The organism is Streptomyces sp. NPDC127595, assembly GCF_042671685.1.
Classification (GTDB): domain Bacteria; phylum Actinomycetota; class Actinomycetes; order Streptomycetales; family Streptomycetaceae; genus Streptomyces.
Genome location: NZ_JBHXWK010000001.1, coordinates 58,320 through 81,500 on the forward strand (window position 1 = coordinate 58,320; position 23,181 = coordinate 81,500).

Annotated in this window: 18 protein-coding genes; 14 read left to right on the forward strand and 4 right to left on the reverse strand. The window is 69.6% G+C overall.

Going from position 1 to position 23,181, the window contains the following annotated elements; all coding sequences use genetic code 11:
* From ACFVKT_RS00265 to ACFVKT_RS00315, 11 genes are all read left to right on the forward strand, one after another.
* Entirely contained in the window at positions 1 to 1,005 is a 1,005-nt protein-coding gene (locus ACFVKT_RS00265) for a sugar phosphate isomerase/epimerase family protein (RefSeq protein ID WP_385725945.1), read from the forward strand.
* Positions 1,006 to 1,144: 139 nt separating this feature from the next.
* Positions 1,145 to 3,655: a PQQ-dependent sugar dehydrogenase gene (locus ACFVKT_RS00270; protein WP_385725947.1), complete on the forward strand. Its 2,511-nt coding sequence runs from the start codon at positions 1,145 to 1,147 to the stop codon at positions 3,653 to 3,655.
* Between the two features lie 15 nt (positions 3,656 to 3,670).
* On the forward strand, positions 3,671 to 5,077 hold the full coding sequence (locus ACFVKT_RS00275; protein WP_385725949.1) for a ThuA domain-containing protein: 1,407 nt from the start codon (positions 3,671 to 3,673) through the stop codon (positions 5,075 to 5,077).
* Positions 5,078 to 5,243: 166 nt separating this feature from the next.
* Complete coding sequence (locus tag ACFVKT_RS00280) at positions 5,244 to 6,407, forward strand: inositol-3-phosphate synthase (protein WP_385725951.1); 1,164 nt, start codon at positions 5,244 to 5,246, stop codon at positions 6,405 to 6,407.
* A 257-nt stretch (positions 6,408 to 6,664) separates the two neighbouring features.
* The gene (locus ACFVKT_RS00285) at positions 6,665 to 8,182 is read left to right on the forward strand and encodes an SCO3242 family prenyltransferase (protein ID WP_385725953.1); all 1,518 of its coding nucleotides are present in this window, start codon (positions 6,665 to 6,667) and stop codon (positions 8,180 to 8,182) included.
* Positions 8,179 to 9,156, forward strand: coding sequence for a sugar phosphate isomerase/epimerase family protein (locus ACFVKT_RS00290; RefSeq protein ID WP_385725954.1), 978 nt, complete (start codon positions 8,179 to 8,181; stop codon positions 9,154 to 9,156). Before ACFVKT_RS00285 ends, ACFVKT_RS00290 begins: the two co-directional genes overlap by 4 nt.
* Positions 9,153 to 9,872 (forward strand): EboA domain-containing protein, encoded by a 720-nt coding sequence (locus tag ACFVKT_RS00295; protein ID WP_385725956.1) that lies wholly within the window; start codon positions 9,153 to 9,155, stop codon positions 9,870 to 9,872. Before ACFVKT_RS00290 ends, ACFVKT_RS00295 begins: the two co-directional genes overlap by 4 nt.
* A complete protein-coding gene (locus ACFVKT_RS00300; RefSeq protein ID WP_385725958.1) occupies positions 9,872 to 10,720 on the forward strand; it encodes a TatD family hydrolase in 849 nt (282 codons plus the stop codon). The genes ACFVKT_RS00295 and ACFVKT_RS00300 overlap by 1 nt, the downstream gene beginning before the upstream one ends.
* A gap of 3 nt (positions 10,721 to 10,723) precedes the next feature.
* Positions 10,724 to 11,893 (forward strand): metabolite traffic protein EboE, encoded by a 1,170-nt coding sequence (gene eboE / locus ACFVKT_RS00305; protein WP_385725960.1) that lies wholly within the window; start codon positions 10,724 to 10,726, stop codon positions 11,891 to 11,893.
* Positions 11,890 to 13,305, forward strand: coding sequence for an alkaline phosphatase family protein (locus ACFVKT_RS00310; protein WP_385725962.1), 1,416 nt, complete (start codon positions 11,890 to 11,892; stop codon positions 13,303 to 13,305). Before eboE ends, ACFVKT_RS00310 begins: the two co-directional genes overlap by 4 nt.
* A 117-nt stretch (positions 13,306 to 13,422) precedes the next feature.
* Positions 13,423 to 14,607 carry a sugar phosphate isomerase/epimerase family protein gene (locus tag ACFVKT_RS00315; protein ID WP_385725964.1) on the forward strand — a complete coding sequence of 395 codons (1,185 nt, stop codon included), beginning with the start codon at positions 13,423 to 13,425 and terminating at the stop codon, positions 14,605 to 14,607.
* A 125-nt stretch (positions 14,608 to 14,732) separates the two neighbouring features.
* Here the strand turns inward: ACFVKT_RS00315 and ACFVKT_RS00320 are convergent, their stop codons facing one another.
* The 4 genes from ACFVKT_RS00320 to frc form a co-directional block, all read right to left on the reverse strand.
* Positions 14,733 to 16,142, reverse strand: coding sequence for an OFA family MFS transporter (locus tag ACFVKT_RS00320; RefSeq protein WP_385725966.1), 1,410 nt, complete (start codon positions 16,140 to 16,142; stop codon positions 14,733 to 14,735).
* Positions 16,142 to 17,539, reverse strand: a complete 1,398-nt coding sequence (locus ACFVKT_RS00325) for an OFA family MFS transporter (RefSeq protein ID WP_385725968.1) — start codon at positions 17,537 to 17,539, stop codon at positions 16,142 to 16,144. Before ACFVKT_RS00325 ends, ACFVKT_RS00320 begins: the two co-directional genes overlap by 1 nt.
* Positions 17,540 to 17,654: 115 nt before the next feature.
* The gene (locus tag ACFVKT_RS00330) at positions 17,655 to 17,825 is read right to left on the reverse strand and encodes a hypothetical protein (RefSeq protein ID WP_385725970.1); all 171 of its coding nucleotides are present in this window, start codon (positions 17,823 to 17,825) and stop codon (positions 17,655 to 17,657) included.
* A 1-nt stretch (position 17,826) separates the two neighbouring features.
* Positions 17,827 to 19,059, reverse strand: coding sequence for a formyl-CoA transferase (gene frc / locus ACFVKT_RS00335; RefSeq protein ID WP_385725972.1), 1,233 nt, complete (start codon positions 19,057 to 19,059; stop codon positions 17,827 to 17,829).
* 165 nt (positions 19,060 to 19,224) lie between these two features.
* On the opposite strand from frc, the gene sucC reads away from it, so the two are divergent.
* The 3 genes from sucC (at position 19,225) to ACFVKT_RS00350 (ending at position 22,998) form a co-directional block, all read left to right on the forward strand.
* Positions 19,225 to 20,355, forward strand: coding sequence for an ADP-forming succinate--CoA ligase subunit beta (gene sucC, locus ACFVKT_RS00340; RefSeq protein ID WP_385728062.1), 1,131 nt, complete (start codon positions 19,225 to 19,227; stop codon positions 20,353 to 20,355).
* Positions 20,356 to 20,366: 11 nt separating this feature from the next.
* Positions 20,367 to 21,266: a succinate--CoA ligase subunit alpha gene (gene sucD, locus ACFVKT_RS00345; RefSeq protein WP_385725974.1), complete on the forward strand. Its 900-nt coding sequence runs from the start codon at positions 20,367 to 20,369 to the stop codon at positions 21,264 to 21,266.
* 175 nt (positions 21,267 to 21,441) lie between these two features.
* A complete protein-coding gene (locus ACFVKT_RS00350) occupies positions 21,442 to 22,998 on the forward strand; it encodes an aldehyde dehydrogenase family protein (protein ID WP_385725976.1) in 1,557 nt (518 codons plus the stop codon).
* Positions 22,999 to 23,181 lie beyond the last annotated feature (183 nt).

The following is a 23,181-nucleotide window of genomic DNA, read 5'->3' on the forward strand; positions in this document are numbered from 1 at the left end:
ATGCCGCGTACCTTCACACTCTTCACCGGCCAGTGGGCCGACCTGCCCCTTGAGGAAGTCTGCCGACTGGCCCGCGACTTCGGCTACGACGGACTCGAACTCGCCTGCTGGGGCGACCACTTTGAGGTAGACAAGGCGCTCGCGGACCCGACCTACATCGAGTCCCGGCACGCGCTCCTCGACAAGTACGGCCTCAAGTGCTGGGCGATCTCCAACCACCTGGTCGGCCAGGCCGTCTGTGACGCCATCATCGACGAACGCCACAAGGGCATCCTGCCCGCCCGCATCTGGGGCGACGGCGACGGTGAAGGCGTACGGCAGCGGGCCGCCGCCGAGATCGCCGACACCGCACGCGCGGCAGCCGCCTTCGGAGTCGACACCGTCATCGGCTTCACTGGCTCCGCCATCTGGCACCTGGTCGCGATGTTCCCGCCCGCGCCCGAGTCGATGATCGAGCGCGGATACGAGGACTTCGCCGAACGCTGGAATCCGATCCTGGACGTCTTCGACGCGCAGGGCGTGCGGTTCGCGCACGAGGTCCACCCGAGCGAGATCGCGTACGACTACTGGACAACTCACAAGGCACTGGAGGCGGTTGACCATCGTCCCGCCTTCGGCCTCAACTTCGACCCCTCGCACTTCGTGTGGCAGGACCTCGACCCGGTCGGCTTCCTCTACGACTTCCGCGACCGGATCTACCACGTGGACTGCAAGGAGGCCCGCAAGCGGCTCGACGGCCGCAACGGCCGCCTCGGCTCACACCTGCCCTGGGGTGACCCGCGGCGCGGCTGGGACTTCGTCTCCGCCGGCCACGGCGACGTCCCCTGGGAGGACGTGTTCCGCATGCTGCGCTCCATCGACTACACGGGTCCCATCTCCGTGGAGTGGGAGGACGCCGGGATGGACCGGCTCCAGGGCGCACCGGAGGCCCTGACCCGCCTCAAGGCATACGACTTCGATCCGCCGTCGGCTTCGTTCGACGCGGCGTTCGGCGGCAACGACTAGGCCGCACAACCCAGTTCACCTCGCGGCGTTCTCGTCGCGCGGTTCACATCTTTCAAGGTTCCGGGGTGACGGCGCACCCCGGCGTATCGCCGCACCGCGGCACCCGCCCGTACGACCAGCCCCTTCATGGAGGCATTTCGTGCACCCGTACGCCCGTAAGGCCAGTAACAGGAAGAACGGAAGCCGCATCAGACGCCCGAGGCTCCGCGGGGCACTCGCCCTGCTGAGCGGCGCGATCCTGGCGGCCGCCTCGCTCACCCTCACGTCGCCATCGGCCGGCGCAGCCGTCGCCGACCCCGCCGAAGTCACCGCCGCTGCCGAGGACTTCCAGCAGGTCACCCTCGCCAAGGGCGAGCCCGAGGTCGGCGAGCCCATGTCGCTCGCCGTGCTCCCGGACAGCTCGGTCCTGCACACCTCACGCGACGGCGAACTCCGCCTCACCGACAAGGCGGGCAACACCAAACTCGCCGGCAAGATCGCCGTGTACTCGCACGACGAGGAGGGCCTCCAGGGCGTCGGCCTCGACCCCGGGTTCGCGCAGAACCGATTCATCTACCTCTACTACGCGCCCCCGCTGAACACCCCGGCGGGCGACGCCCCCGAGACCGGCACGGCCGCCGACTTCGCCCCCTTCGACGGCGTCAACCGCCTCTCGCGGTTCGTCCTGAACGCCGACGGCACCCTGAACAACGCGAGCGAGACGAAGATCCTCGACGTGCAGGCCTCCCGCGGCATCTGCTGCCACGTCGGCGGCGACATCGACTTCGACGCGGCCGGCAACCTCTATCTGTCGACCGGCGACGACTCCAACCCCTTCCAGTCGCAGGGCTTCACGCCCATCGACGAGCGCGCCGACCGCAACCCGGCCTTCGACGCCCAGCGTTCGGCCGGCAACACCAACGACCTGCGCGGCAAGATCCTGCGCATCAAGGTGAACGCCGACGGCTCGTACTCCATCCCGGACGGCAACCTCTTCGCGCCCGGCACGGACAAGACGCGCCCCGAGATCTACGCGATGGGCTTCCGCAACCCGTTCCGCTTCAGCGTCGACAAGGCGACGGGCATCCTGTACGTCGGCGAGTACGGCCCGGACGCCGGCGCCGCCGACCCGACGCGAGGTCCCGCGGGACAGGTCGAGTTCGCGCGCGTCACCGCCCCCGGCAACTTCGGCTGGCCGTACTGCACCGGCGACAACGACGCCTACGTGGACTACGACTTCGCCACCGGCACCTCGGGCGCCGCCTTCGACTGCGCCGCCCCCAAGAACACCTCGCCCCACAACACCGGTCTCACGGACCTGCCCCCGGCCCAGGCCGCCTGGATCCCCTACGACGGCGCGTCCGTCCCGGAGTTCGGCGACGGCTCGGAGTCCCCGATGGGCGGCCCGGTCTACCACTACGACGCCTCGCTCGACTCGCCCGTGAAGTTCCCGGAGGCGTACGACGGCGACTTCTTCGCGGGTGAGTTCGGCCGCCGCTGGATCAAGCGGATCGAGTCGGACGCGAGCGGCGCCGTGCAGTCCATCAACGACATCCCCTGGACGGGCACCCAGGTGATGGACATGGCGTTCGGCCCTGACGGAGCGCTGTACGTCCTCGACTACGGCACCGCCTGGTTCGGCGGCGACGAGCACTCGGGCCTGTACCGGATCGAGAACGCCACCGACGGCCACTCCCCGGTCGCGCAGGCCACCGCCGACCGCACCTCGGGGCAGGCGAAGCTGAAGGTGAAGTTCTCCTCGGCTGGTTCGACCGACGCCGACGGTGACGCCCTCACCTACAGCTGGGACTTCGGCGACGGCGGCACCTCGACCGCGGCGAACCCGACGTACAAGTACAAGAACAACGGCACCTACACGGCGACACTGACCGCCAAGGACCCGACCGGCCGGACGGGTAGTTCGAGCGTGCAGATCGTGGTCGGCAACACCGCGCCCACGGTGACACTCCAACTGCCGCAGGACGGGCAGCTGTTCAGCTTCGGTGACACGGTGCCGTTCAAGGTGAAGGTCACCGACCCGGAGGACGGCAGGACGATCGACTGCGCCAAGGTGAAGGTCAACTTCATTCTCGGCCACGACAGTCACGGCCATGTGCTGACCTCGGCCAACGGCTGCACCGGCGCCATCGTGACCGGCGCCGGCGACGGCCACGACGACGACGCGAACATCTTCGGGGTATTCGACGCCGAGTACACCGACGCCGGTGGCGGCGGCCAGGCTCCGCTGACCAGCCACGACCAGCACGTCGTCCAGCCCAAGCACCGCCAGGCCGAGCACTTCGGCACGTCCTCGGGGATCACGGTCATGTCGAAGGCGACCGCCCACGGCGGCGAGACGGTCGGCGACATCAGCAACGGCGACTGGATCTCGTTCACGCCGTACGTGCTGGGCAACGCCCAGAAGATCACGGCACGTATCTCGTCCGCCGGCGCGGGCGGCACGCTCGAAGTCCGCGCGGGCTCCCCGACCGGCCGGCTGCTGGGCAAGGCCACCGTGCCGGTGACCGGCGGCTGGGACACCTTCCAGGACGTCAGCGCCGATCTGTCCCGCGCACCGCGCGGCACGACCTCGCTCTACCTCGTCTTCAAGGGGAGCGGTGCGGGCGCGCTGTACGACGTGGACGACTTCACCTTCACGACGAGCGGCTGAGGGGGTGTTGCCGTGATGCGCGCACCAGCGCGAGTGATGACGTCCGCCGCGGCGGCGGCCGTGCTCATCGGCTCCGTGTCGGGACCGGCCGCGTCGAAGGGAGCCGAGGAGAAGGGACCCGCGTCGACGGGAGCCGCGTCGGAAGGCGCCGCGTCGACGGGGGCCGATGAGACACGGGTCCTGGTCTTCTCCAAGACCGCCGGCTTCCGGCACGACTCGATACCCGAAGGGATCGCGGCCGTAAGAGAGTTGGGCGTGGCAGGCGGCTTCAGTGTCGACGCGACCGAGGACGCCGGAGCCTTCACCTCCCGCAACCTGGCCCGCTATGGCGCGGTCGTCTTCCTGTCCACCACCGGCGACGTCCTCGACGCCGCCCAACAGAGCGCCTTCGAGCGGTACATCAAGCGGGGCGGCGGCTATGTGGGTGTCCACGCGGCCGCCGACACCGAGTACGACTGGGCCTTCTACGGCGGTCTCGCGGGGGCGTACTTCCAGTCGCACCCGGCGATCCAGCCCGCGACGGTCGACGTCGAGGACCGGGCACACCCGGCCACCTCTGGACTGGCGCGAGCGTGGAACCGTACCGACGAGTGGTACAACTACCGCTCCAACCCACGGGAACACGCCCACGTCCTGGCCTCGCTCGACGAGTCCTCCTACACCGGCGGCACGATGAGCGGCGACCATCCGATCGCCTGGTGCCAGGAGTACCGGGGCGGCCGTGCCTTCTACACCGGGGCCGGCCACACCAAGGAGTCGTACGCCGAACCCGCCTTCCGTGAGCACCTGTTGGGCGGAATCCGGTACGCCGTCGGCGACGCCCAGGCCGACTGTCGCCCGGAGAGCGGCTACCGGCCGCTCTTCGACGGCACGGCCGAGTCGCTGTCGGCCTGGCGGCAGGCGGGGCCGGGCTCCTTCTCGCTGAGCGAGGACGGCACGCTGACGTCGGGCGGCGGGCTGGGGATGCTCTGGTACGCGAACTCCGCCTCCGGTGCCGGCTTTGGTTCGTACTCGCTGAAGCTGGACTGGAAGGTCGCCGGAGACGACAACTCCGGTGTCTTCGTGGGCTTCCCGGCCTCCGACGACCCGTGGTCGGCCGTGAACAACGGCTATGAGGTCCAGATCGACGCGACCGACGCTCCCGATCGCACCACCGGGTCCGTGTACAGCTTCCAGTCCGCCGACATCAAGAAGCGCGACCGCGCGCTGAACCCGCCCGGCGAGTGGAACACGTACGAGATCCGCGTGGAGGGTGAAAGGCTCCGCGTCTGGCTCAACGGCGTGAAGATCAACGATTTCACCAACACCGATCCGGCCCGAAGCCTGCGCGACGGGCACGTCGGCATCCAGAACCACGGATCCGACGACGAGGTGTCCTTCCGCGACATCCGGATCAAGGAACTGCCCGTGAAGGGCAACTGAGCGGCGGCGGGCGGGACACGCCGTACTCCCGCCCGCCGTCTCGTCCCCTCTCCAACTCGACCTCCAACTCCAACTCCACCTCCACTTTCATTTCCGCTCCTGCTCCTGCTCCCTCTCTGCTCCTTCTCCTGTTCTCCGTGGTTGACGTACGACAAGGAGGCTGCCCATGTCCGCGTCCCTTTCCGAACCCAGGGTCCTTTCGGAACCAAGGGTGGGGGTGTGGCTGATCGGAGCACGCGGCTCCGTCGCCACCACCGTCGTCGCGGGCTGCGCGGCCGTCACCGCGGGCCTGCACGCCCCGACCGGCATGGTCACCGAGTCCGACATGTTCTCCGCCTGCGACCTGCCCTCCTTGTCGTCTCTCGTCTTCGGCGGCCACGACACGGTCGACTGCCCGCTGCCCAAGCGCGCGGAGGCGCTGGCCGCCGGGGGCGTCCTGCCGTACGGCCTCCCGTCGGCGGTGGCGGCCGAACTGGCCGCCGCCGACCGGGAGATCCGTCCCGGCGGGCCCGGCCCCGGCGACACCCGGGAACCCGACGAGCTCATCGAGGCCTTCGCCACGGACATACGGGATTTCGTACGGCGATGCGGTCTGGCCCGCGCGGTCGTGGTGAACGTGGCCTCCACGGAGCCCGCGCCCACCGGGGACGCGCTGCCGCCGAGCTCCCTGTACGCGGCCGCTGCCCTGCGCGCCGGCTGCCCCTACGTGAACTTCACCCCGTCCACGGGCCTGCACCACCCGGCGCTGGCATCCCTCGCCGAGGCCGACGGTCTGCCCTACGCGGGCCGCGACGGCAAGACCGGCCAGACCCTGCTCCGCTCCGTGCTGGGCCCGATGTTCGCCCAGCGCGCCCTGACGGTGCGGGCCTGGTCCGGCACGAATCTCCTCGGCGGGGGCGACGGCGCCTCCCTCGCCGACCCGGCCGCCGCGGCGGCCAAGAACGCCGGCAAGGAGCGCGTGCTGGCGGACACGCTGGGCGCCGCCCCGGAGGGCGAGGTCCACATCGACGACGTCCCCGCCCTCGGCGACTGGAAGACCGCCTGGGACCACATCGCCTTCGACGGCTTCCTGGGCACCCGCATGATCCTCCAGACCACCTGGCAGGGCTGCGACTCCGCCCTCGCCGCCCCGCTGATCCTCGACCTCGCCCGCCTGGTCTCCCGCGCCCACGACGTCGGCCTCTCCGGCCCGTTGAGCGAACTGGCCTTCTACTTCAAGGACCCGGTGGGGGAGGCGCCCGCGGGGCTCGGGGAGCAGTACGCGGCGCTGGCCCGGCTGGCGGGGCGGCTTGCCGGACCGCTTGGCGAATCCTCGGGGGAGGCGCTGTGAGGGGGCGGCTGGTGCGGTGGCTGGGCTTGGTGGGGTCGGCGGGTTCGGTGGGCCCACCGGGTCCACCAGGTCCGGTGGGTCCACCAGGTCCGGTGGGTCCGGAGGGTCCGGTGAGGTCGCGTCGATTGAGTGGGTTGAAGGGGGCGGGGGAGGTGGGCGGTTTGGGTGCCTTGGGTAAGTCGGGCGCGCCGGGAAGGCGCGATGCCGTGAGTGCCGGAACGCCGGCGCGAGACGAGGCTGGGGCCCCTAGCGATGCCGTGGCTGGGACCCGTGGCGATGCCGTGGCCGGGGCTAGGACCAGTGCCGACGCCCGTGCCGAGGCCGGCGATGGTGCCGGCGTCAGCACCAGTGCCGACGCCCGTGCCGAGGCCAGGGATGGCACCGGCGTCAGCACCAGCCGCGACGCCCGTGCCGGCGCCAAAGCCGACAGCAAATCCGACGCCAGTGTCAGGATCGGTGCCAGTGCCAGTGCCAGTGCCAGTGCCGGTGCCGGTGCCGGTGCCGGTGCCGGTGCCAGTGCCAGGCCCAGGGCCGGCATCCGGTCTCGCGCCCGCGCCTGGGCCGAACTCCTGCGCCTTCCCGCCCTCTTCACCGTCCCCGGAGACGCACTCACGGGTGCCGCCGCGGTCGGGGCCCGCCCCAACTCCCGCACTCTGCTCGCCATCGGTTCCTCTGTCTGTCTGTACGAGGCCGGTATGGCCCTCAACGACTGGGCCGACCGCGCCGAGGACGCCGTCGACCGCCCGCATCGCCCGCTGCCCTCCGGCCGTATCCACCCGGCCGCGGCGCTCGCAGCGGCCGGAGCGCTGACGGCGGCGGGCCTCGCCCTGGCGGCCCGCGCGGGCGGCCGTTCTCTCGCGGTCGCCGTACCCCTCGCGGCCACCATCTGGGCGTATGACCTCGCGCTCAAGCAGACCCCCGCGGGCCCGGTGGCCATGGCCACCGCCCGAGGCCTGGACGTACTCCTCGGCGCGACCACCACCGACCCCGCCACCCAGGCCACGGCCTCTCTCCCCGGCCCACACACCCATCGCCGTACGGCCGTCCGTCAGGCCCTCCCCTCCGCCCTCACCCTGGCCACCCACACCCTCGCGGTGACCGTGGTGTCCCGAGGGGAGACGCAAGGCGGTTCCTCGGTTGCGCCGCTGGCCGCGCTGGCCACAACGGGCGCGCTGTCCTGGGGGCTGCTGAGCGACCGGGGAGTCGCAGAGCAGCCGGGACGCCGCCCCGTGGCCGTACGAGCACAGGACGCAGGGGGTATACCAACAGCTCCTCACTCAGGGCGTGTTGTCGCATCGGAGCCGACATTCGGCCGAGCACCCACCGAGCCACCGGTACCGCGGAGCGGCCGGGTTCCCGTCGAAGTCCCGCTCCTGTGGCGCGGCCGAGCACCCGTCAAGACCCCGGTCCTGTGGCGCGGCCGAGCACCCAGCAAGACCCCGGTCCTGAGGAGCAGCCAAGTCCCCGTCAGCGCGCCCCCGTTCACCCCCAATCGAGCCGCACCCGGCCCCGACCCGTCCCCGCCCCCCACAGAAGCCGCCCTCCGCGGAGCCCTCACCCTCGTCTACGCCCTGACCTTCGCCCGGCCCCTCCTCCACGCCGCGCTCAACCCCTCACCCCCGCTCACCCAGCGAGCCGTCGGTGGCGGAATCCGCGCCATGATCCCCCTCCAGGCCGCCCTCGCCGCCCGCGCGGGCGCCCCCGTCACCGCCCTCCTGACGGCCGCACTCGCGCCGGCGGCCCGCAGGTTCGCGAGGAAGGTGAGCGTCACATGACCCACACCCCGGACCGGACCGTGCATCCGGAGCCCCGCCCGACGCCACCCCCGGGCCCCGGCACGACCTCGTATCCGGGCACCGTCCCCATCCCGACCCCCCACCCCCTCAACTTCGGCTACGGCACCAACGGCCTCACCGACCTCCGTCTCGACGACGCCCTCGCACTGCTCGCCGACCTCGGCTACGACGGCGTCGGTCTGACCCTCGACCACATGCACCTCGACCCGCTCGCCCCGGAACTCGCCGCCCGCACCGCCAAGGTGGCCCGAAGACTCGATGAGCTCGGCCTCACGGTCACCGTGGAGACCGGCGCCCGCTATGTCCTCGACCCGCGGCGCAAACACGGCCCGTCCCTCCTCGACCCGGATCCGGAGGACCGCGCCCGCCGCGTGGACCTGCTCACCCGTGCCGTGCGGGTGGCAGCGGACCTCGGTGCCCACGCCGTGCACTGCTTCAGCGGAGTCACCCCGGCCGGCACGGACGAGGACACCGCATGGAAGCGCCTCGCCGAGGCACTCGCCCCCGTGCTGGACGCCGCCACCCACGCCGGAGTCCCCCTGGCCGTCGAACCCGAGCCCGGCCACCTGCTCTCCTCCCTCGCCGATTTCCACCACCTCCGCCGAGCACTGGGCGACCCGGCCGCCCTCGGCCTCACCCTCGACATCGGCCACTGCCAGTGCCTCGAACCCCTCTCACCCGCCGACTGCGTACGGGCCGCCGCTCCCTGGCTGCGCCACGTCCAGATCGAGGACATGAGACGCGGCATCCACGAACACCTCCCCTTCGGGGACGGGGAGATCGACTTCCCGCCCGTACTCGAAGCCCTGGCCGCCACCGGCTACCAGGCGCTCACCGTCGTCGAACTGCCCCGCCACTCCCACGCGGGCCCCCACTTCGCCGAACAGTCCCTCCCATTCCTCCACCGCGCGGCCCGGGAGACCCCCCACGGCCGCGAAGGGAGAATCCCGTGAACCACCCGCACCCCAGCCACCACGCACCGGCGAGCAACCCCACCCCTCTCGTCGTCGCCGAGCTGCACGCCCGCCTGAACACCCACCTCGGCGGAGCCGCCCGCGCCTGGCTCGACCACGCCCTCGATGAGGCAGCCGCCCACCCCGGCGCCCACGGCCCCATCTCCGTCTGGGAGCTACGGATAGCCGAAGCCGGCCGCCGGTGCGGACCCGAGCACGCCGACGCCGCCCGCGTGCTCCTCCTGCACGCCGCCCGCGCCGACATGAACGCCCTCGCCCGCGTCTACCGCCAGGGGACGGCCGCCGAACGCCGAGCCGTCCTGCACGCGCTGCCCCACCTGGTGGCAGGGCCCGACGCCCTGCCTCTCGTCGAGGACGCCCTGCGCACCAACGACACCCGCCTCGTCGCCGCCGCCGTCGGTCCGTACGCCGCCCGCCACCTCGACGCCCACAACTGGCGCCACGCCGTGCTGAAGTGCCTGTTCACCGGCGTCCCCGTCGCGGAGGTGGCCGAGCTGCCCCGGCGTGCCCGCGCCGACGCCGAACTCGCCCGCATGCTCGCCGACTACGCCGACGAACGCACCGCCGCGGGCCGTCCCGTACCCGAGGACCTGCACCGTGTCCTGACCCTGACCGACCCCACGGCCACCCCCACTGGCACGTCCGGCAGCTCCGGCTCGCCCCGGGCATCCGGCACGTCCGGCAAGGAGTCCTGATGCGCATCTTCGACCCCCACATCCACATGACGTCACGGACCACCGACGACTACGAGGCCATGCACGCCGCGGGCGTCCGCGCCGTCGTCGAACCCTCCTTCTGGCTCGGCCAGCCCCGCACCTCTCCCACCTCCTTCCTCGACTACTTCGACTCCCTCCTCGGCTGGGAACCCTTCCGCGCCGCTCAGTACGGCATCGCCCACCACTGCACGCTCGCCCTCAATCCCAAGGAGGCGAACGACCCCCGCTGTGTCCCCGTCCTCGACGAGCTGCCCCGCTATCTCGTCAAGGACCAGGTCGTGGCCGTCGGCGAGATCGGCTACGACTCGATGACCCCTGCCGAGGACACCGCCCTGGCCGCCCAGCTCCAGCTCGCCGCCGACCACGAGCTGCCCGCGCTCGTCCACACCCCGCACCGCGACAAACTGGCCGGCCTGCGCCGCACCCTCGACGTGGTCCGGGAGTCCGCACTGCCCCCGGACCACGTCCTGGTCGACCACCTCAACGAGACCACCGTCAAAGAGGCCAAGGACAGCGGCTGCTGGCTGGGCTTCTCCGTCTATCCCGACACCAAGATGGACGAGGAACGGATGGTCGCGATCCTGCGGGCGTACGGACCGGAGAAGGTGCTGGTCAACTCGGCCGCGGACTGGGGGAGAAGCGACCCGCTCAAGACCCGCCGGGTCGGCGACGCGCTGCTGGCGGCCGGATTCACCGACGACGAGGTCGACCGGGTGCTGTGGCGCAACCCCGTGGCCTTCTACGGGCTCAGCGGCCGCCTGAACCTCGACCTCACCTCCCCGGACGCCACCCACGAGGGCAACTCCATCCTTCGCGGCGGGGAGTGAACGATGCGCTTCCGCCACCCCGACGGCTCGACCGTCCACCTCGCCTACTGCACCAACGTCCACCCGGCCGAGACCCTCGACGGTGTCCTCGCCCAACTCCGCGACCACTGCGAACCCGTCCGCCGGCGCCTCGGCCGCGACCGCCTCGGTATCGGTCTGTGGCTCGCCAGGGACGCCGCCCACGCCCTGGTCACCGACCCGTCCGCACTGCGCGGCCTGCGCACCGAACTCGACCGCCGCGGACTGGAAGTCGTCACCCTGAACGGCTTCCCGTATGAGGGCTTCGGCGCCGAAGAGGTCAAGTACCGCGTCTACCAGCCGGACTGGGCCGACCCGGAGCGCCTCGCCCACACCACCGCCCTGGCCCGTGTCCTCGCCCAGCTGCTCCCCGACGACGTCACCGAAGGCACCATCTCCACCCTGCCGCTGGCCTGGCGCACCGCGTACGACGACCAGCGGGCGGCGACGGCCCGCACCGCGCTGACCACGCTCGCCGAACGACTCGACGCCCTCGACGAACTCACCGGCCGCTCCATCCGCATCGGCCTGGAGCCGGAACCCGGCTGCACCGTCGAGACCACGCACGACGCCATCGCCCCGCTCACCGCCATCGGCCACCCCCGCATCGGCATCTGCGTCGACACCTGCCACCTCGCCACCTCCTTCGAAGACCCGGACACCGCCCTGGACGCCCTCGCACAGGCCCGCGTCCCCGTCGTCAAGTCCCAGCTCTCAGCCGCCCTGCACGCCGAACACCCCCATCTCCCCGAAGTCCGAACAGCCCTCGCCGCCTTCGACGAACCCCGTTTCCTGCACCAGACCCGCACCCGGACGTCCGCCGGTCTGCGCGGCACCGACGACCTGGGTGAGGCCCTCGCCGGCGACGCCCTGCCCGACGGCGCACCCTGGCGCGCCCACTTCCACGTCCCGCTGCACGCGGCCCCCGCCGCGCCCCTCACCTCCACACTCCCCGTACTCCGCGCCGCCCTGACCCGTCTCGTCGGCGGCCCGCACCCGCTCACCCACCATCTGGAGGTCGAGACCTACACCTGGCAGGCCCTCCCACCCGAACTGCGCCCCCGCGCCCGAGCCCAGCTCGCCGACGGCATCGCCGCCGAACTCACTCTCGCCCGCGACCTGTTGACCGACCTCGGCCTCAAGGAGCTGCCGTGAGCACAGCACCCGAGAGCACCTCACCGGAACATGCCGGGCGCCCCACCCCGCTCCTCGTCCTGGACGTCGTAGGCCTCACCCCCCGCCTCCTCGACCACATGCCCCACCTCAAGGCGCTCGGCCAGTCCGGCTCCCGCGCCCCGCTCGGCACGGTTCTGCCCGCCGTCACCTGCGCCGCCCAGTCCACCTTCCTCACCGGCGCCCACCCCTCCGAGCACGGGATCGTCGGCAACGGCTGGTACTTCCGCGAGCTCGGCGACGTACTCCTGTGGCGTCAGCACAACGGCCTGGTCTCGGGCGACAAGGTGTGGGATGCCGCCCGCCGCGCGCACCCCGGCTACACGGTCGCCAATATCTGCTGGTGGTTCGCCATGGGCGCCGACACCGACTTCATCGTCACTCCCCGTCCCGTCTACTACGCCGACGGCCGCAAGGAACCCGACTGTTACACCCGGCCCCCGGCCCTGCACGACGAACTCACCGACAAACTCGGTGTGTTCCCGCTGTTCCACTTCTGGGGTCCCGGCGCCGACCTCGTCTCCAGCCGCTGGATCATCGACGCGACCCGCCACATCATCCGCACCAGGCACCCCGACCTGACCCTCTGCTACCTCCCTCACCTCGACTACGACCTGCAGCGCTTCGGTCCCGACGACCCGCGCTCCCTCCAGGCGGCCGCGGACCTCGACGCGGCCATGGCTCCCCTTCTCGACGACGCGAAGGCCGAGGGCCGAACCGTCGTCGCGCTCTCCGAGTACGGCATCACCCGCGTGAACCGACCCGTCGACATCAACCGCGCCCTGCGCCGCGCCGGACTCCTCGAAGTGCACACGCAGGACGGCATGGAGTACCTCGACCCGATGGCCTCCCGCGCCTTCGCGGTCGCCGACCACCAGATCGCCCATGTCTACGTGCGCCGCCCCGAGGACCTGGACGCCACGAAAGCGGCACTCGCCGATCTGCCCGGCATCGACCAACTCCTCGACGACGAGGGCAAGAAGACCCACCACCTCGACCATCCGCGATCGGGCGAGCTCGTCGCCGTCGCGGAACCGGACGCCTGGTTCACGTACTACTACTGGCTCGACGACGCACACGCGCCCGACTTCGCGCAGCTCGTCGAGATCCACCGCAAACCCGGCTACGACCCGGTCGAACTCTTCATGGACCCCCTCGACCCTTATGTGAAGGTGAAGGCGGCGGGCGCGCTGGCCCGCAAGAAGCTCGGCATGCGCTACCGCATGGCGGTCGTGCCGCTGGATCCCGCGCCTATTCGAGGCAGCCACGGCCGCCTCCCCATGAGCGACGACGACGGTCCGCTCATCATCTGCTCCACCCCCCGCACAGTCACCGGCCGCGTCGCGGCCACCGAAGTGAAATCCCTGCTCCTCACCCTGGCCGGCCTCGCATGACGAGTCGTGACAAGACGTGACGAGCAATTACGGAAAGTGAAGCACGCGCCACTGACAACGCGTGCAGCGGAGCCGCACGCACGCGTCTGACCTGCAACAACAGGAGAGAAGGCACCCGTGACCGACCTTCAGCACACCCCCGGAACCGACAGAGCCGTCGGCACCGACGGCACCGACGAGGCCCTGCGCCGCACTCTCGGCGTCGGCCGCCGCAGCTTTCTGAGCACCTGCACCGCCGTTGCGACCGCCGCGATCGCCGCACCCGTCTTCGGCGCCTCGCCGGCCCTGGCCCAGAGCCGGGGAGGCGGCGGCCACCGCGGCGAGGTCCTGGTGCCCGCGAACAGGCGCGGCATCATCCTCTACACCGTCCGTGACGCCACGGGCCGTGACCCGCTCACCACCGATCTGCCCTCCGGATTCCGAGAGGTCTTCAAGCAGCTCTCGCGGTACGGCTACCGGCAGGTGGAGTTCGCCGGATACGGCCAGCACGCCAACGCCCCGGGCGGCGCCAACCTGGAGTCCGTGACGGGCGCAAAGCTGCTGCGCTCCTGGCTCGACGACTACGGACTGCGGGCGCAGGGCAACCACGGCTACATACCGCCGTCCTGGCCGCTCACGACACCCGACCTCGACACCTTCAAGCGGCACCTGGAGATCGCCAATATCCTGGGCCTCGCGCACATGGGCACCGGCGGCGACCCCACCGGCAGCGACTACCGCGCCGACTGGGACGTGGCGGCCGACAAATGGAACGCGCTCGGTGCGATCGCCCGCCGTGAGGGCGTCAAGCTGTACACCCACAACCACGACGCGGCGTATGGATTCCTGCTCGACGGGGGGCCGCTCGACGCCCAGGGCCGCCCCACCCGCAGCTCCGGCATCCGCAAGCTGGAGTACTTCCTGAAGGTCACGGACCCGAAACTGGTCTGGCTCGAGATGGACATCTTCTGGGCGCACGTGGCCCAGTACAAGTTCCACACCTACACCGCCCACGACGGCTCCACCCGGGAGAAGGTCTTCGACCCGGCGGGTCTCGTCGTCCGCAACAACAAGCGCTACCCGCTGTTCCACGCGAAGGACGGCACCGTCAACACCACCAACGGCATGGGTTACGACATGGTGCCTTTCGGTACCGGCGTCATCGACTACACCACGTTCTTCTCCCGCGTCGGCGAGCGGAACTACCACAACCCGATGGTCGAGCAGGACAACGCCCCGAGTTCCACGGATCTCGCGCAGTCACTGACGTACGCGAAGACCGGCTACGACAACCTCGCGGCCCTCCGCAAGAAGCGCAGGTAGCGGAACCGCGTGCAACACAGACGGGCGGCCCTCCCCGCGAGTCAGAACGTGGGGAGGGCCGCCCGATGTCAGGACTGCCTTGCTTCGCCGGTCGGCACGTGCTCAGCCGACCGGAACCTCCTTGCTCAGCCCACCGGTTGCGGCTGTGGTACGGATGCCTTCACCGTGCGGTTCTGCCCCGGCTGGCGCAGGAGCAGTGCTATCGCCGCCGCCACCATGGAGATGCTGCCGGCCAGCGCGTAGGCGCCGTTGTAACCCCAGGCGGCGACCACCATAGAGCCGAGACCGCCACCGAACAGGCCGCTGATCAGCTTGCCGCTGTACACCAGCCCGTAGTTGGTGGCGTTGTAGTTCTCGCCGAAGTAGTCCGGCGTCAGAGCCGCGAACAGCGGATAGAAGGCACCGCCGCCGAAGCCGGAGAGGAAGGCGAACACCAGGAACAGCCACTCGCTCTTGATGTCACCGGCCCAGATCACGCCGAACTGCGCGAGCCCCAGGATGACGATGACGGACACCAGGGTCTGCTTACGGCCCAAGGTGTCGGACAGCCAGCCCACCACTCCACGGCCGATGCCGTTGATGACGGCCATGACACCCATCGAAGACGCCGCCACGAGGGGACCGAAGCCCACCTCCTTGGCGAAGTCGACCTGGAACGAGATGCCGAAGATGGATACGCCCGCGCTCATGACGAGGGCGACCCACATCAGGGGGAGCATCCCGGTCCTGATGGCCTCCTTGGGTGTGTACTGCTTCACCGCGGGAGGGTTCTTGGCGAGGCTGGCCGCGCCCTTCGTGGTGCTGCCGTAGGTCAGCGGATCGATGTCCGCGGGCCACCAGTTCTTCGGCGGGTCCTTGAAGAAGAACGCGGTCGCCAGCACCACGACCATGATGTAGACACCGATGAGGTCCAGCACACGGTGGTAGTTGGCCGTGTCGAACGCGTAGTTGAAGATGAAGATGAACGGCAGGGAGCCGTACGCGAATCCGCCGTTGACGAATCCTGTCTTCGCACCACGTCGCTCGGGGAACCACTTGCCGACCATGTTGATGCAGGTCGCGTACACCAGGCCGGAGCCGACGCCCCCGATGACACCGAAGCCCAGGATGGCCAGGACGACGTTGTCGAGGTGCGACAGGGCGAGGAAGCCCAGCAGACACATGACCGACCCCGTGTACATGGCCTTGCGGGCGGTCAGTATCCCCTTCTCCCGCAGCCAGCCCGCGGGGAAGGCGATTCCGGCCTGGAAGAAGATCCAGACGCTGAGAATCCAGAAGGTGTTGCTCTGTGTCCAGCCATGTCCATGGGACAGGGTGTCCTCGGCCGATCCGTACGCGTACTCGAACACGCTGATCGCCATCATGGCTATCCATGGCAGGTACACCATGAACTTGCGTGAGTGGCCCAGGATGTCCCGGTCCGTTTCGCCGATCCGGTAGACACGGCCCCGGGAATCGGTGACTTCACGGTATGCGCGGTTCGAGGCGTCGGAATTGTCCGACGAGTCTTTCGCGGCGATTGGTTCCGCCGTCATTACGCCATCTCCTCGCCAAGCGGTTGCGGGTTGGGAACTATGCGCCGGGCATCTTGCGGCTTGGGCCTGCCCGGAGATTTGAGGAACGTCGCCAGCACGGCCGACATCAGCCCGATGGATCCGGCGATCACGAAGGCACCTTCGTAGTCCCACGCGTCGACGACCAGCGCGCCGACGCCTGAGCCCACCAGGCCCGAGATCAACTTCGAGCTGTAGACGATTCCGTAGTTGGAGGCGTTGTTGTCCTCGCCGAAGTAGTCAGCCGTCATGGCGGCGAAGAGCGGGAAGATCGCGCCGCCGCCGAATCCGGAGACCATGGAGCAGAACAGGAAGAACGGCATGCTGCCCATCTGGCCGGAGACCAGCACACCGAACTGGGCGGTACCGAGCACCAGACACACGATGATCAGTGTCTTGCGTCGGCCGACCTGGTCGGATATCCAGCCGATGATGCCGCGTCCGGTGCCGTTGACGATGGCCTTCAGGGACATCGCCGTGGCCACGATCCCGCCCGCGAAGCCCATGTCCTTGCCGAACGGCACCTGGAATGCGATACCGAAGATGTTGATTCCGGCCGTGCACAGCAGGCAGAACCACATCATCCAGAGCAGAGGTGTACGTGCTGCCTCCTTGGGGGTGTACTGCTTCACCGCCGGCGGGTTCTTCGCCAGCGCCTTGCGGACCCTCGGGTCTTCCGAGGCCTTCAGCGGGTCGGCGTGCGCCGGCCACCAGCCCTTGGGCGGGTCCTTGAAGAACCAGCCCGCGAAGGCGACGACGGTGCAGCAGACCACACCGACCGCAACCAGGACGGTCTTGTAGTTGCTCAGGTCCAAGTAGGACGTGAACAGGAACACGAAGGGCACCGAGCCATAGGCGAAACCGCCGTTGACCAGGCCGGTCTTGCCACCCTTGCGCTCCGGATACCACTTGCCGACCATGTTCACGGAGGTCGCGTAGACGAGACCGGCTCCGATACCGCTGAACATGCCGAACCCGATGTACGCGACGATCACGTGCGGTGCGTACGCGAGCGAGAGATAGCCCAGCAACGTACCGAGCGCGCCGAGGAACATGGCGTACCGCGCGGGCAGCTTTCCGCTCTCACGGAGTTGCCCGGCCGGGAAGGCGACGGCTGCCTGGAAGAAGATCCAGACGCCCATCAGCCAGAAGATGTGCCCGCTGTTCCACAGGTGTGCCTCGTGCAGCGTGTCCTCGGCCGAGGTGAACGCGTACTCCGAGGAGCTGATGCCCAGCATGCCCATCCATGGGAAGAGCACCATGGTCCATCGTGGTCGCCCCATGATGTCCCGATCGGTCTCTCCGATGCGGTACCGGCGGCCATTGGTGTCCGTCACCTCCCTGTAGGAGACGGGCTTTGTGAAGTCGGTGGTTGTCATTGCTCAAGCACCCCTTGCGTCGAAAGATCTGGACAGCGCCCCCTGCCAAATGCCTTTCGTGCGCTTATGGGTCCCGGGGGTGGCCAACGCGCACCGTGGGTCCCCCCGCACGGACTTAGGTCATGAACCGGCCCCCCAACAGCCCTGCCGTCCGCCCCCGGCGGTACTTCGCGCGGAGTGCGGCCATGGGCTTCTCGGTCGTGTACGGGGAGGCGCCTGCCTCCCGCTCGTGGTCCGGGACGGCCATCTCATGGATGACCGTGATCCCGTACGCGTCGGTGGTCACGTCAGATCACCCCGCTCGACCTGAGGAGCCGTAGCTCCTCGTCCCCGAGGCCGAGTTCGCCGATGTAGACCTCTTCGTTGTGCTCGCCGAGCAGCGGCGGGCTGGTCACGTCGACGGGGGAGTCGGAAAGCTTCAGCGGGCTGCCCACGGTCACGAACTCGCCCCGCTCGGGGTGCGGCACTGTCACGACCATCTCGTTGGCGACCAGCGAGGCGTCCTCGATGATCTCCTTCGTGGACAGGATCGGGCCGCAGGGGATGTGGTGGGCGTTGAGCCGCTCCAGCACCTCCATCTTGGAGAGGGTGCTGGTCCACTCCTCGATCAGCTGGAACATCTTCTCCAGCTTAGGCAGCCGCGCCTCGGGGGTGGCCCACTCGGGGTCCTCGGCCAGCTCGGGCCGGCCCAGGAGTGCGGTGATCGGCTTCCAGCCGACGGGCTGGACGATCACGTACACATAGTCGTTGGGGCCGCCGGGGGCGCATTTGACCGCCCAGCCGGGCTGGCCGCCGCCGGAGGCGTTCCCCGACCTGGGAACCTCGTCGCCGAAGTCCTCGTTGGGATATTCGGCGAGTGGACCATGGGCCAGGCGCTGCTGATCGCGCAGCTTCACCCGGCAGAGGTTGAGCACAGCATGCTGCATGGCCACATTGACCCGCTGGCCGCGGCCGGTGTTCTCCCGTTGGAACAGCGCCGCGAGGATCCCTGCCACGGCGTGGATGCCGGTGCCCGAGTCGCCGATCTGCGCGCCGGTCGCCAGTGGCGGGCCGTCCTCGAAGCCAGTGGTCGCCATGGCTCCGCCCATGGCCTGGGCGACGACCTCGTACGCCTTGTAGTTGGTGTACGGGCCTTCGCCGAAGCCCTTGATGGACGCGTACACGATGCGCGGGTTGATCTCGCGGATGCGCTCCCACGGGAAGCCCATGCGGTCGATGGCGCCGGGCCCGAAGTTCTCGACCATCACGTCACAGCGGCTGATCAGTTCGGTGAGGAGCTGCTTGCCGCGTTCGGTTTTGGTGTTGAGGGTGATGCTTCGCTTGTTGCTGTTGAGCATCGTGAAGTAGAGGGAGTCGACGTCCGGGAGGTCGCGCAGTTGTCTACGTGTGATGTCACCGGTCGGCGCCTCCAGCTTGAGGACGTCCGCACCCAGCCAGGCCAGGAGCTGGGTCGCCGAGGGACCGGACTGCACATGTGTCATGTCGAGGACTCGGATGCCTTCGAGAGCCTTCGTAGTCACAGGTCACCTCACTTGTCCGTTGCTTCCAGCGCCCTGGCGTCGCAGGTCCTGAGCCCTGCTCGGCACATTGCATACAGTCGACGGATACTGTATGAAGATTGTTATCCCGCATCCGATGGGTGATGTCCAGGGGGCGTGCACCACTTTTAAGACAGGAGCCTGATGATGGACCTGTACGAACACCAGGCGCGGGCACTCTTCGAGGAACACGGCATCGTGGTGCCGCGGGCCGAGGTCACGGACTCCCCCCGGGAGGCGCGCGAGATCGCCCGTCGACTGGGTGGCAATGTGGTGGTAAAGGCCCAGGTGAAGATCGGCGGGCGCGGCAAGGCGGGCGGGGTGAAAGTCGCCCCGGACCCGGCCGCAGCCGAGCTGACGGCGCGTCAGATACTCGGAATGGACATCAAGGGTCACGTCGTTCGCAGCGTGATGCTGGCCCAACTCGTGGACATCGAGAGCGAGTTCTACGTCTCCTACGTCCTCGACAGGGCGGCCGGACAATTCATCGCGATTGCCTCCGCCGAGGGCGGCATGGAGATCGAAGAAGTGGCTGCTAGCAGGCCAGAAGCGGTAGCGCGCATTCCGATCGACCCCGCGGAAGGCGTCACGTCCGCAAAGGCGACCGAAATTATCCAGGTAGCAGGCCTACCACCACAGGCAGTTGACGTCCTGGTTCGACTGTGGCAGGTGCTGACTCGAGAGGATGCCGTCCTCGTCGAAGTGAACCCCCTCGTCCGCACCTCCAAGGGGCAGATCCTGGCCCTGGACGGCAAGGTGACCCTCGACGACAACGCCCGCTTCCGGCAGGCGCGCTGGGGCGAGCAGGGCACCGAGCACGACGATCCGCTGGAGGCGGCGGCCGCCGCCAAGGGCCTCAACTACGTCAAGCTCGACGGCGAGGTCGGCATCATCGGCAATGGCGCGGGCCTGGTCATGTCGACGCTCGACGTGGTCGCCGGCTGCGGAGCCCGCCCGGCGAACTTCCTCGACATCGGCGGCGGGGCCTCCGCCCAGATCATGGCCGACGGCCTGTCCGTGATCCTCTCCGACCCGGACGTGAAGTCCGTCTTCGTCAACGTCTTCGGCGGGATCACCGCCTGCGACGCGGTCGCCGACGGCATCGTGCAGGCCCTGGACACGGTCCACCTCACCAAGCCGCTGGTGGTCCGCCTCGACGGCAACAACGCCGTCCGCGGCCGCGCCATCCTCGACGACCGCGCCCACCCTCTGGTGCAGCAGGCCACCACCATGGACGGTGCCGCGCGTCGCGCCGCCCAACTCGCCAACGCCGCCTGAAGGAAGTGGACATGGCCATCTTTCTGAGCAAGGAATCCAAGGTTCTCGTCCAGGGCATGACCGGCGCGGAGGGCATGAAGCACACCCGGCGGATGCTCGCGGCCGGCACCGACGTCGTCGGCGGCGTCAACCCGCGCAAGGCGGGCCGGACCGTCGACTTCGACGACCGCGCGGTACCCGTGTTCGGGTCGGTGCGCGAGGGCATCGAGGCCACCGGAGCGGACGTGAGCGTCGTCTTCGTCCCGCCGGCCTTCGCCAAAGCGGCCGTACTTGAGGCCGCCGACGCCGGGATCGGACTCGCCGTCGTCATCACCGAGGGCATCCCGGTCCACGACTCAGTGGTCTTCAACGCGTACGCCGCTGCGAAGGGCACACGGGTCATCGGCCCCAACTGTCCCGGCCTGATCAGTCCCGGCGAGTCGAACGCGGGCATCATCCCCGCCGACATCACCAAGCCCGGCCGCATCGGCCTGGTCTCCAAGTCCGGCACCCTCACCTACCAGCTCATGTACGAGCTGAGAGATATCGGCTTCTCCACCTGTGTCGGCATCGGCGGCGACCCCGTCGTCGGCACCACCCACATCGACTGCCTGGCGGCCTTCCAGGAAGACCCCGACACCGAACTGATCGTTCTCATCGGGGAGATCGGCGGCGATGCCGAGGAACGGGCGGCCGCGTACATCCGCGACCACATCACCAAGCCCGTCGTCGGCTACATCGCCGGATTCACCGCGCCCGAAGGAAAGACCATGGGGCACGCGGGCGCCATCGTCTCCGGCTCGTCGGGCACCGCCCAGGCGAAGAAGAAGGCCCTGGAGGCGGTCGGAGTGCGCGTGGGCGGCACCCCGACCGAGACGGCGCGGCTGGTACTGAACCAGCTCGAAGCGGAACGTGACGTCACTCATAGTTGACGTGAGGTGACTGCCGGAGACATTACGGCCTCACTACGTTCCTTCGTACGGACACAGCTGCCTCACAGCCACTCCGTACGTACGCGACACCTGCTTGCGCGGGCCAGAGCTTCCTGCGGTTCGGCAGAAGCCAGGCCCCCCGCCCCCGACTGTGCACCGAGAGCGGAGACATCCAATGACAACCACCCTCGACACCACCAACCTCGTCCTTAAGGCCGGTACGTCCTGGAACGACGCCTGGCAGCGCTGCCTCCAGGTGGCGCCGGAAGCGTTCCAGGGCGACCGGGTCCTCAACCTCTGGGGCTCCGGCTGGCAGGCGGACGGCCGGGCGCTGCCCGCCATCAGCCCCGTCGACGGCAGCCCCATCGCGGGGCCGCCGCGCCTGGACGGCGCCACCGCCCAGCAGGCCGTGCGCGCCTCGCTCGACCAGCACCGCGCCTGGCGCCATGTGCCACTCGCGGAGCGCCGGGCCCGCGTCGCGGCGACCCTCGACGCGCTGACCGAGCACCGCGAACTGCTCGCCCTCCTGTTGGTCTGGGAGATAGGCAAGCCCTGGCGGCTCGCCCAGGCCGACGTGGACCGGGCCATCGACGGCGTGCGCTGGTACGTCGACGGCATCGAGCCCATGGTGGAGGGCCGGACCCCGCTGGAGGGGCCCGTGTCCAACATCGCGAGCTGGAACTACCCGATGAGCGTGCTCGTTCACGCAATGCTGGTGCAGGCACTGGCCGGCAACGCGGTCATCGCCAAGACCCCGACCGACGGCGGCGTCGCCTGCCTCACCCTGGCCAGCGCACTCGCCGTGCGCGAAGGGATCCCCGTCACCCTCGTCAGCGGCAGTGGACGCGAGCTGTCCGAGGCGCTCGTCCGCGCGCCCGAGATCGGCTGCGTCTCCTTCGTCGGCGGCCGTGACACGGGCGCCGCGGTGGCCACCGCCGTCGCCGACCTGGGCAAGCGACACGTCCTGGAGCAGGAGGGCCTGAACACCTGGGGCATCTGGAACCACTCGGACTGGGACTCACTGACCGCCGTCATCCCCAAGCTCTTCGACTACGGCAAGCAGCGCTGCACCGCCTACCCGCGGTTCGTCGTCCAGCGCACCCTGTTCGACGAGTTCCTGGACGCCTACCTCCCGGCGGTCCGCACCCTGCGCATCGGCCACCCGCTCGCGGTCGAGCACCCCGACGACCCGTTCCCGTCCCTGGACTTCGGCCCCGTGATCAACGCGGCCAAGGCCAAGGACCTGCACGACCAGGTCGCCGAGGCCATCGACCGGGGCGCCGTCCCGCTGCACCGCGGCAACCTGTCCGACGCGCGCTTCCTGCCGGGCCAGGACACCTCGGCGTACGTCCATCCCGTCACGATCCTCAACCCGCCCCCGTCCTCACCGCTGCACCACGCGGAACCCTTCGGCCCGGTCGACACCATCGTCCTGGTCGACACCGAGGCCGAGCTGCTCGCCGCCATGAACGCGTCCAACGGCGCACTGGTCGCCACCCTGTCGACGGACGACAAGTCGACGTACGACCGCCTTGCACCGCAGATCCGGGCGTTCAAGGTCGGGCACGGCAAGCCCCGCTCCCGCGGTGACCGCGACGAGCTCTTCGGCGGCTTCGGCGCGTCGTGGCGCGGTGCCTTCGTGGGCGGCGAACTGCTGGTGCGCGCGGTGACACAGGGACCGGCGGGGGAGCGGCTGCCGGGCAACTTCCCTGACTACCACCTCATGCCGTGAGGTGAGATCAGCGCGGGCGGCGCCCAGGAACCGGGCGCCGCCCGCCGTCTCTCCCGTAGTCCCCGCGTCACTCATGGTGAGACTCGTACAGCACCTCAGTGCGGGCCCGCGTACCCGCTCCGACAGCCCGGATATGCAGGTGAAAGGCGCTCCGAAACCTTGGTATTGTTGTGCATGTCGCCA

Bases quoted from the DNA above. Each gene is read 5' to 3' on its own strand.
- ACFVKT_RS00320 (WP_385725966.1), bottom strand. From the start codon at position 16,142: ATGACGGCGGAACCAATCGCCGCGAAAGACTCGTCGGACAATTCCGAC.
- ACFVKT_RS00265 (WP_385725945.1), top strand. From the start codon at position 1: ATGCCGCGTACCTTCACACTCTTCACCGGCCAGTGGGCCGACCTGCCC.
- ACFVKT_RS00300 (WP_385725958.1), top strand. From the start codon at position 9,872: ATGCGCATCTTCGACCCCCACATCCACATGACGTCACGGACCACCGAC.
- ACFVKT_RS00350 (WP_385725976.1), top strand. From the start codon at position 21,442: ATGACAACCACCCTCGACACCACCAACCTCGTCCTTAAGGCCGGTACG.
- sucC (WP_385728062.1), top strand. From the start codon at position 19,225: ATGGACCTGTACGAACACCAGGCGCGGGCACTCTTCGAGGAACACGGC.
- ACFVKT_RS00275 (WP_385725949.1), top strand. From the start codon at position 3,671: ATGCGCGCACCAGCGCGAGTGATGACGTCCGCCGCGGCGGCGGCCGTG.
- ACFVKT_RS00280 (WP_385725951.1), top strand. From the start codon at position 5,244: ATGTCCGCGTCCCTTTCCGAACCCAGGGTCCTTTCGGAACCAAGGGTG.
- eboE (WP_385725960.1), top strand. From the start codon at position 10,724: ATGCGCTTCCGCCACCCCGACGGCTCGACCGTCCACCTCGCCTACTGC.
- ACFVKT_RS00290 (WP_385725954.1), top strand. From the start codon at position 8,179: ATGACCCACACCCCGGACCGGACCGTGCATCCGGAGCCCCGCCCGACG.
- sucD (WP_385725974.1), top strand. From the start codon at position 20,367: ATGGCCATCTTTCTGAGCAAGGAATCCAAGGTTCTCGTCCAGGGCATG.
- ACFVKT_RS00325 (WP_385725968.1), bottom strand. From the start codon at position 17,539: ATGACAACCACCGACTTCACAAAGCCCGTCTCCTACAGGGAGGTGACG.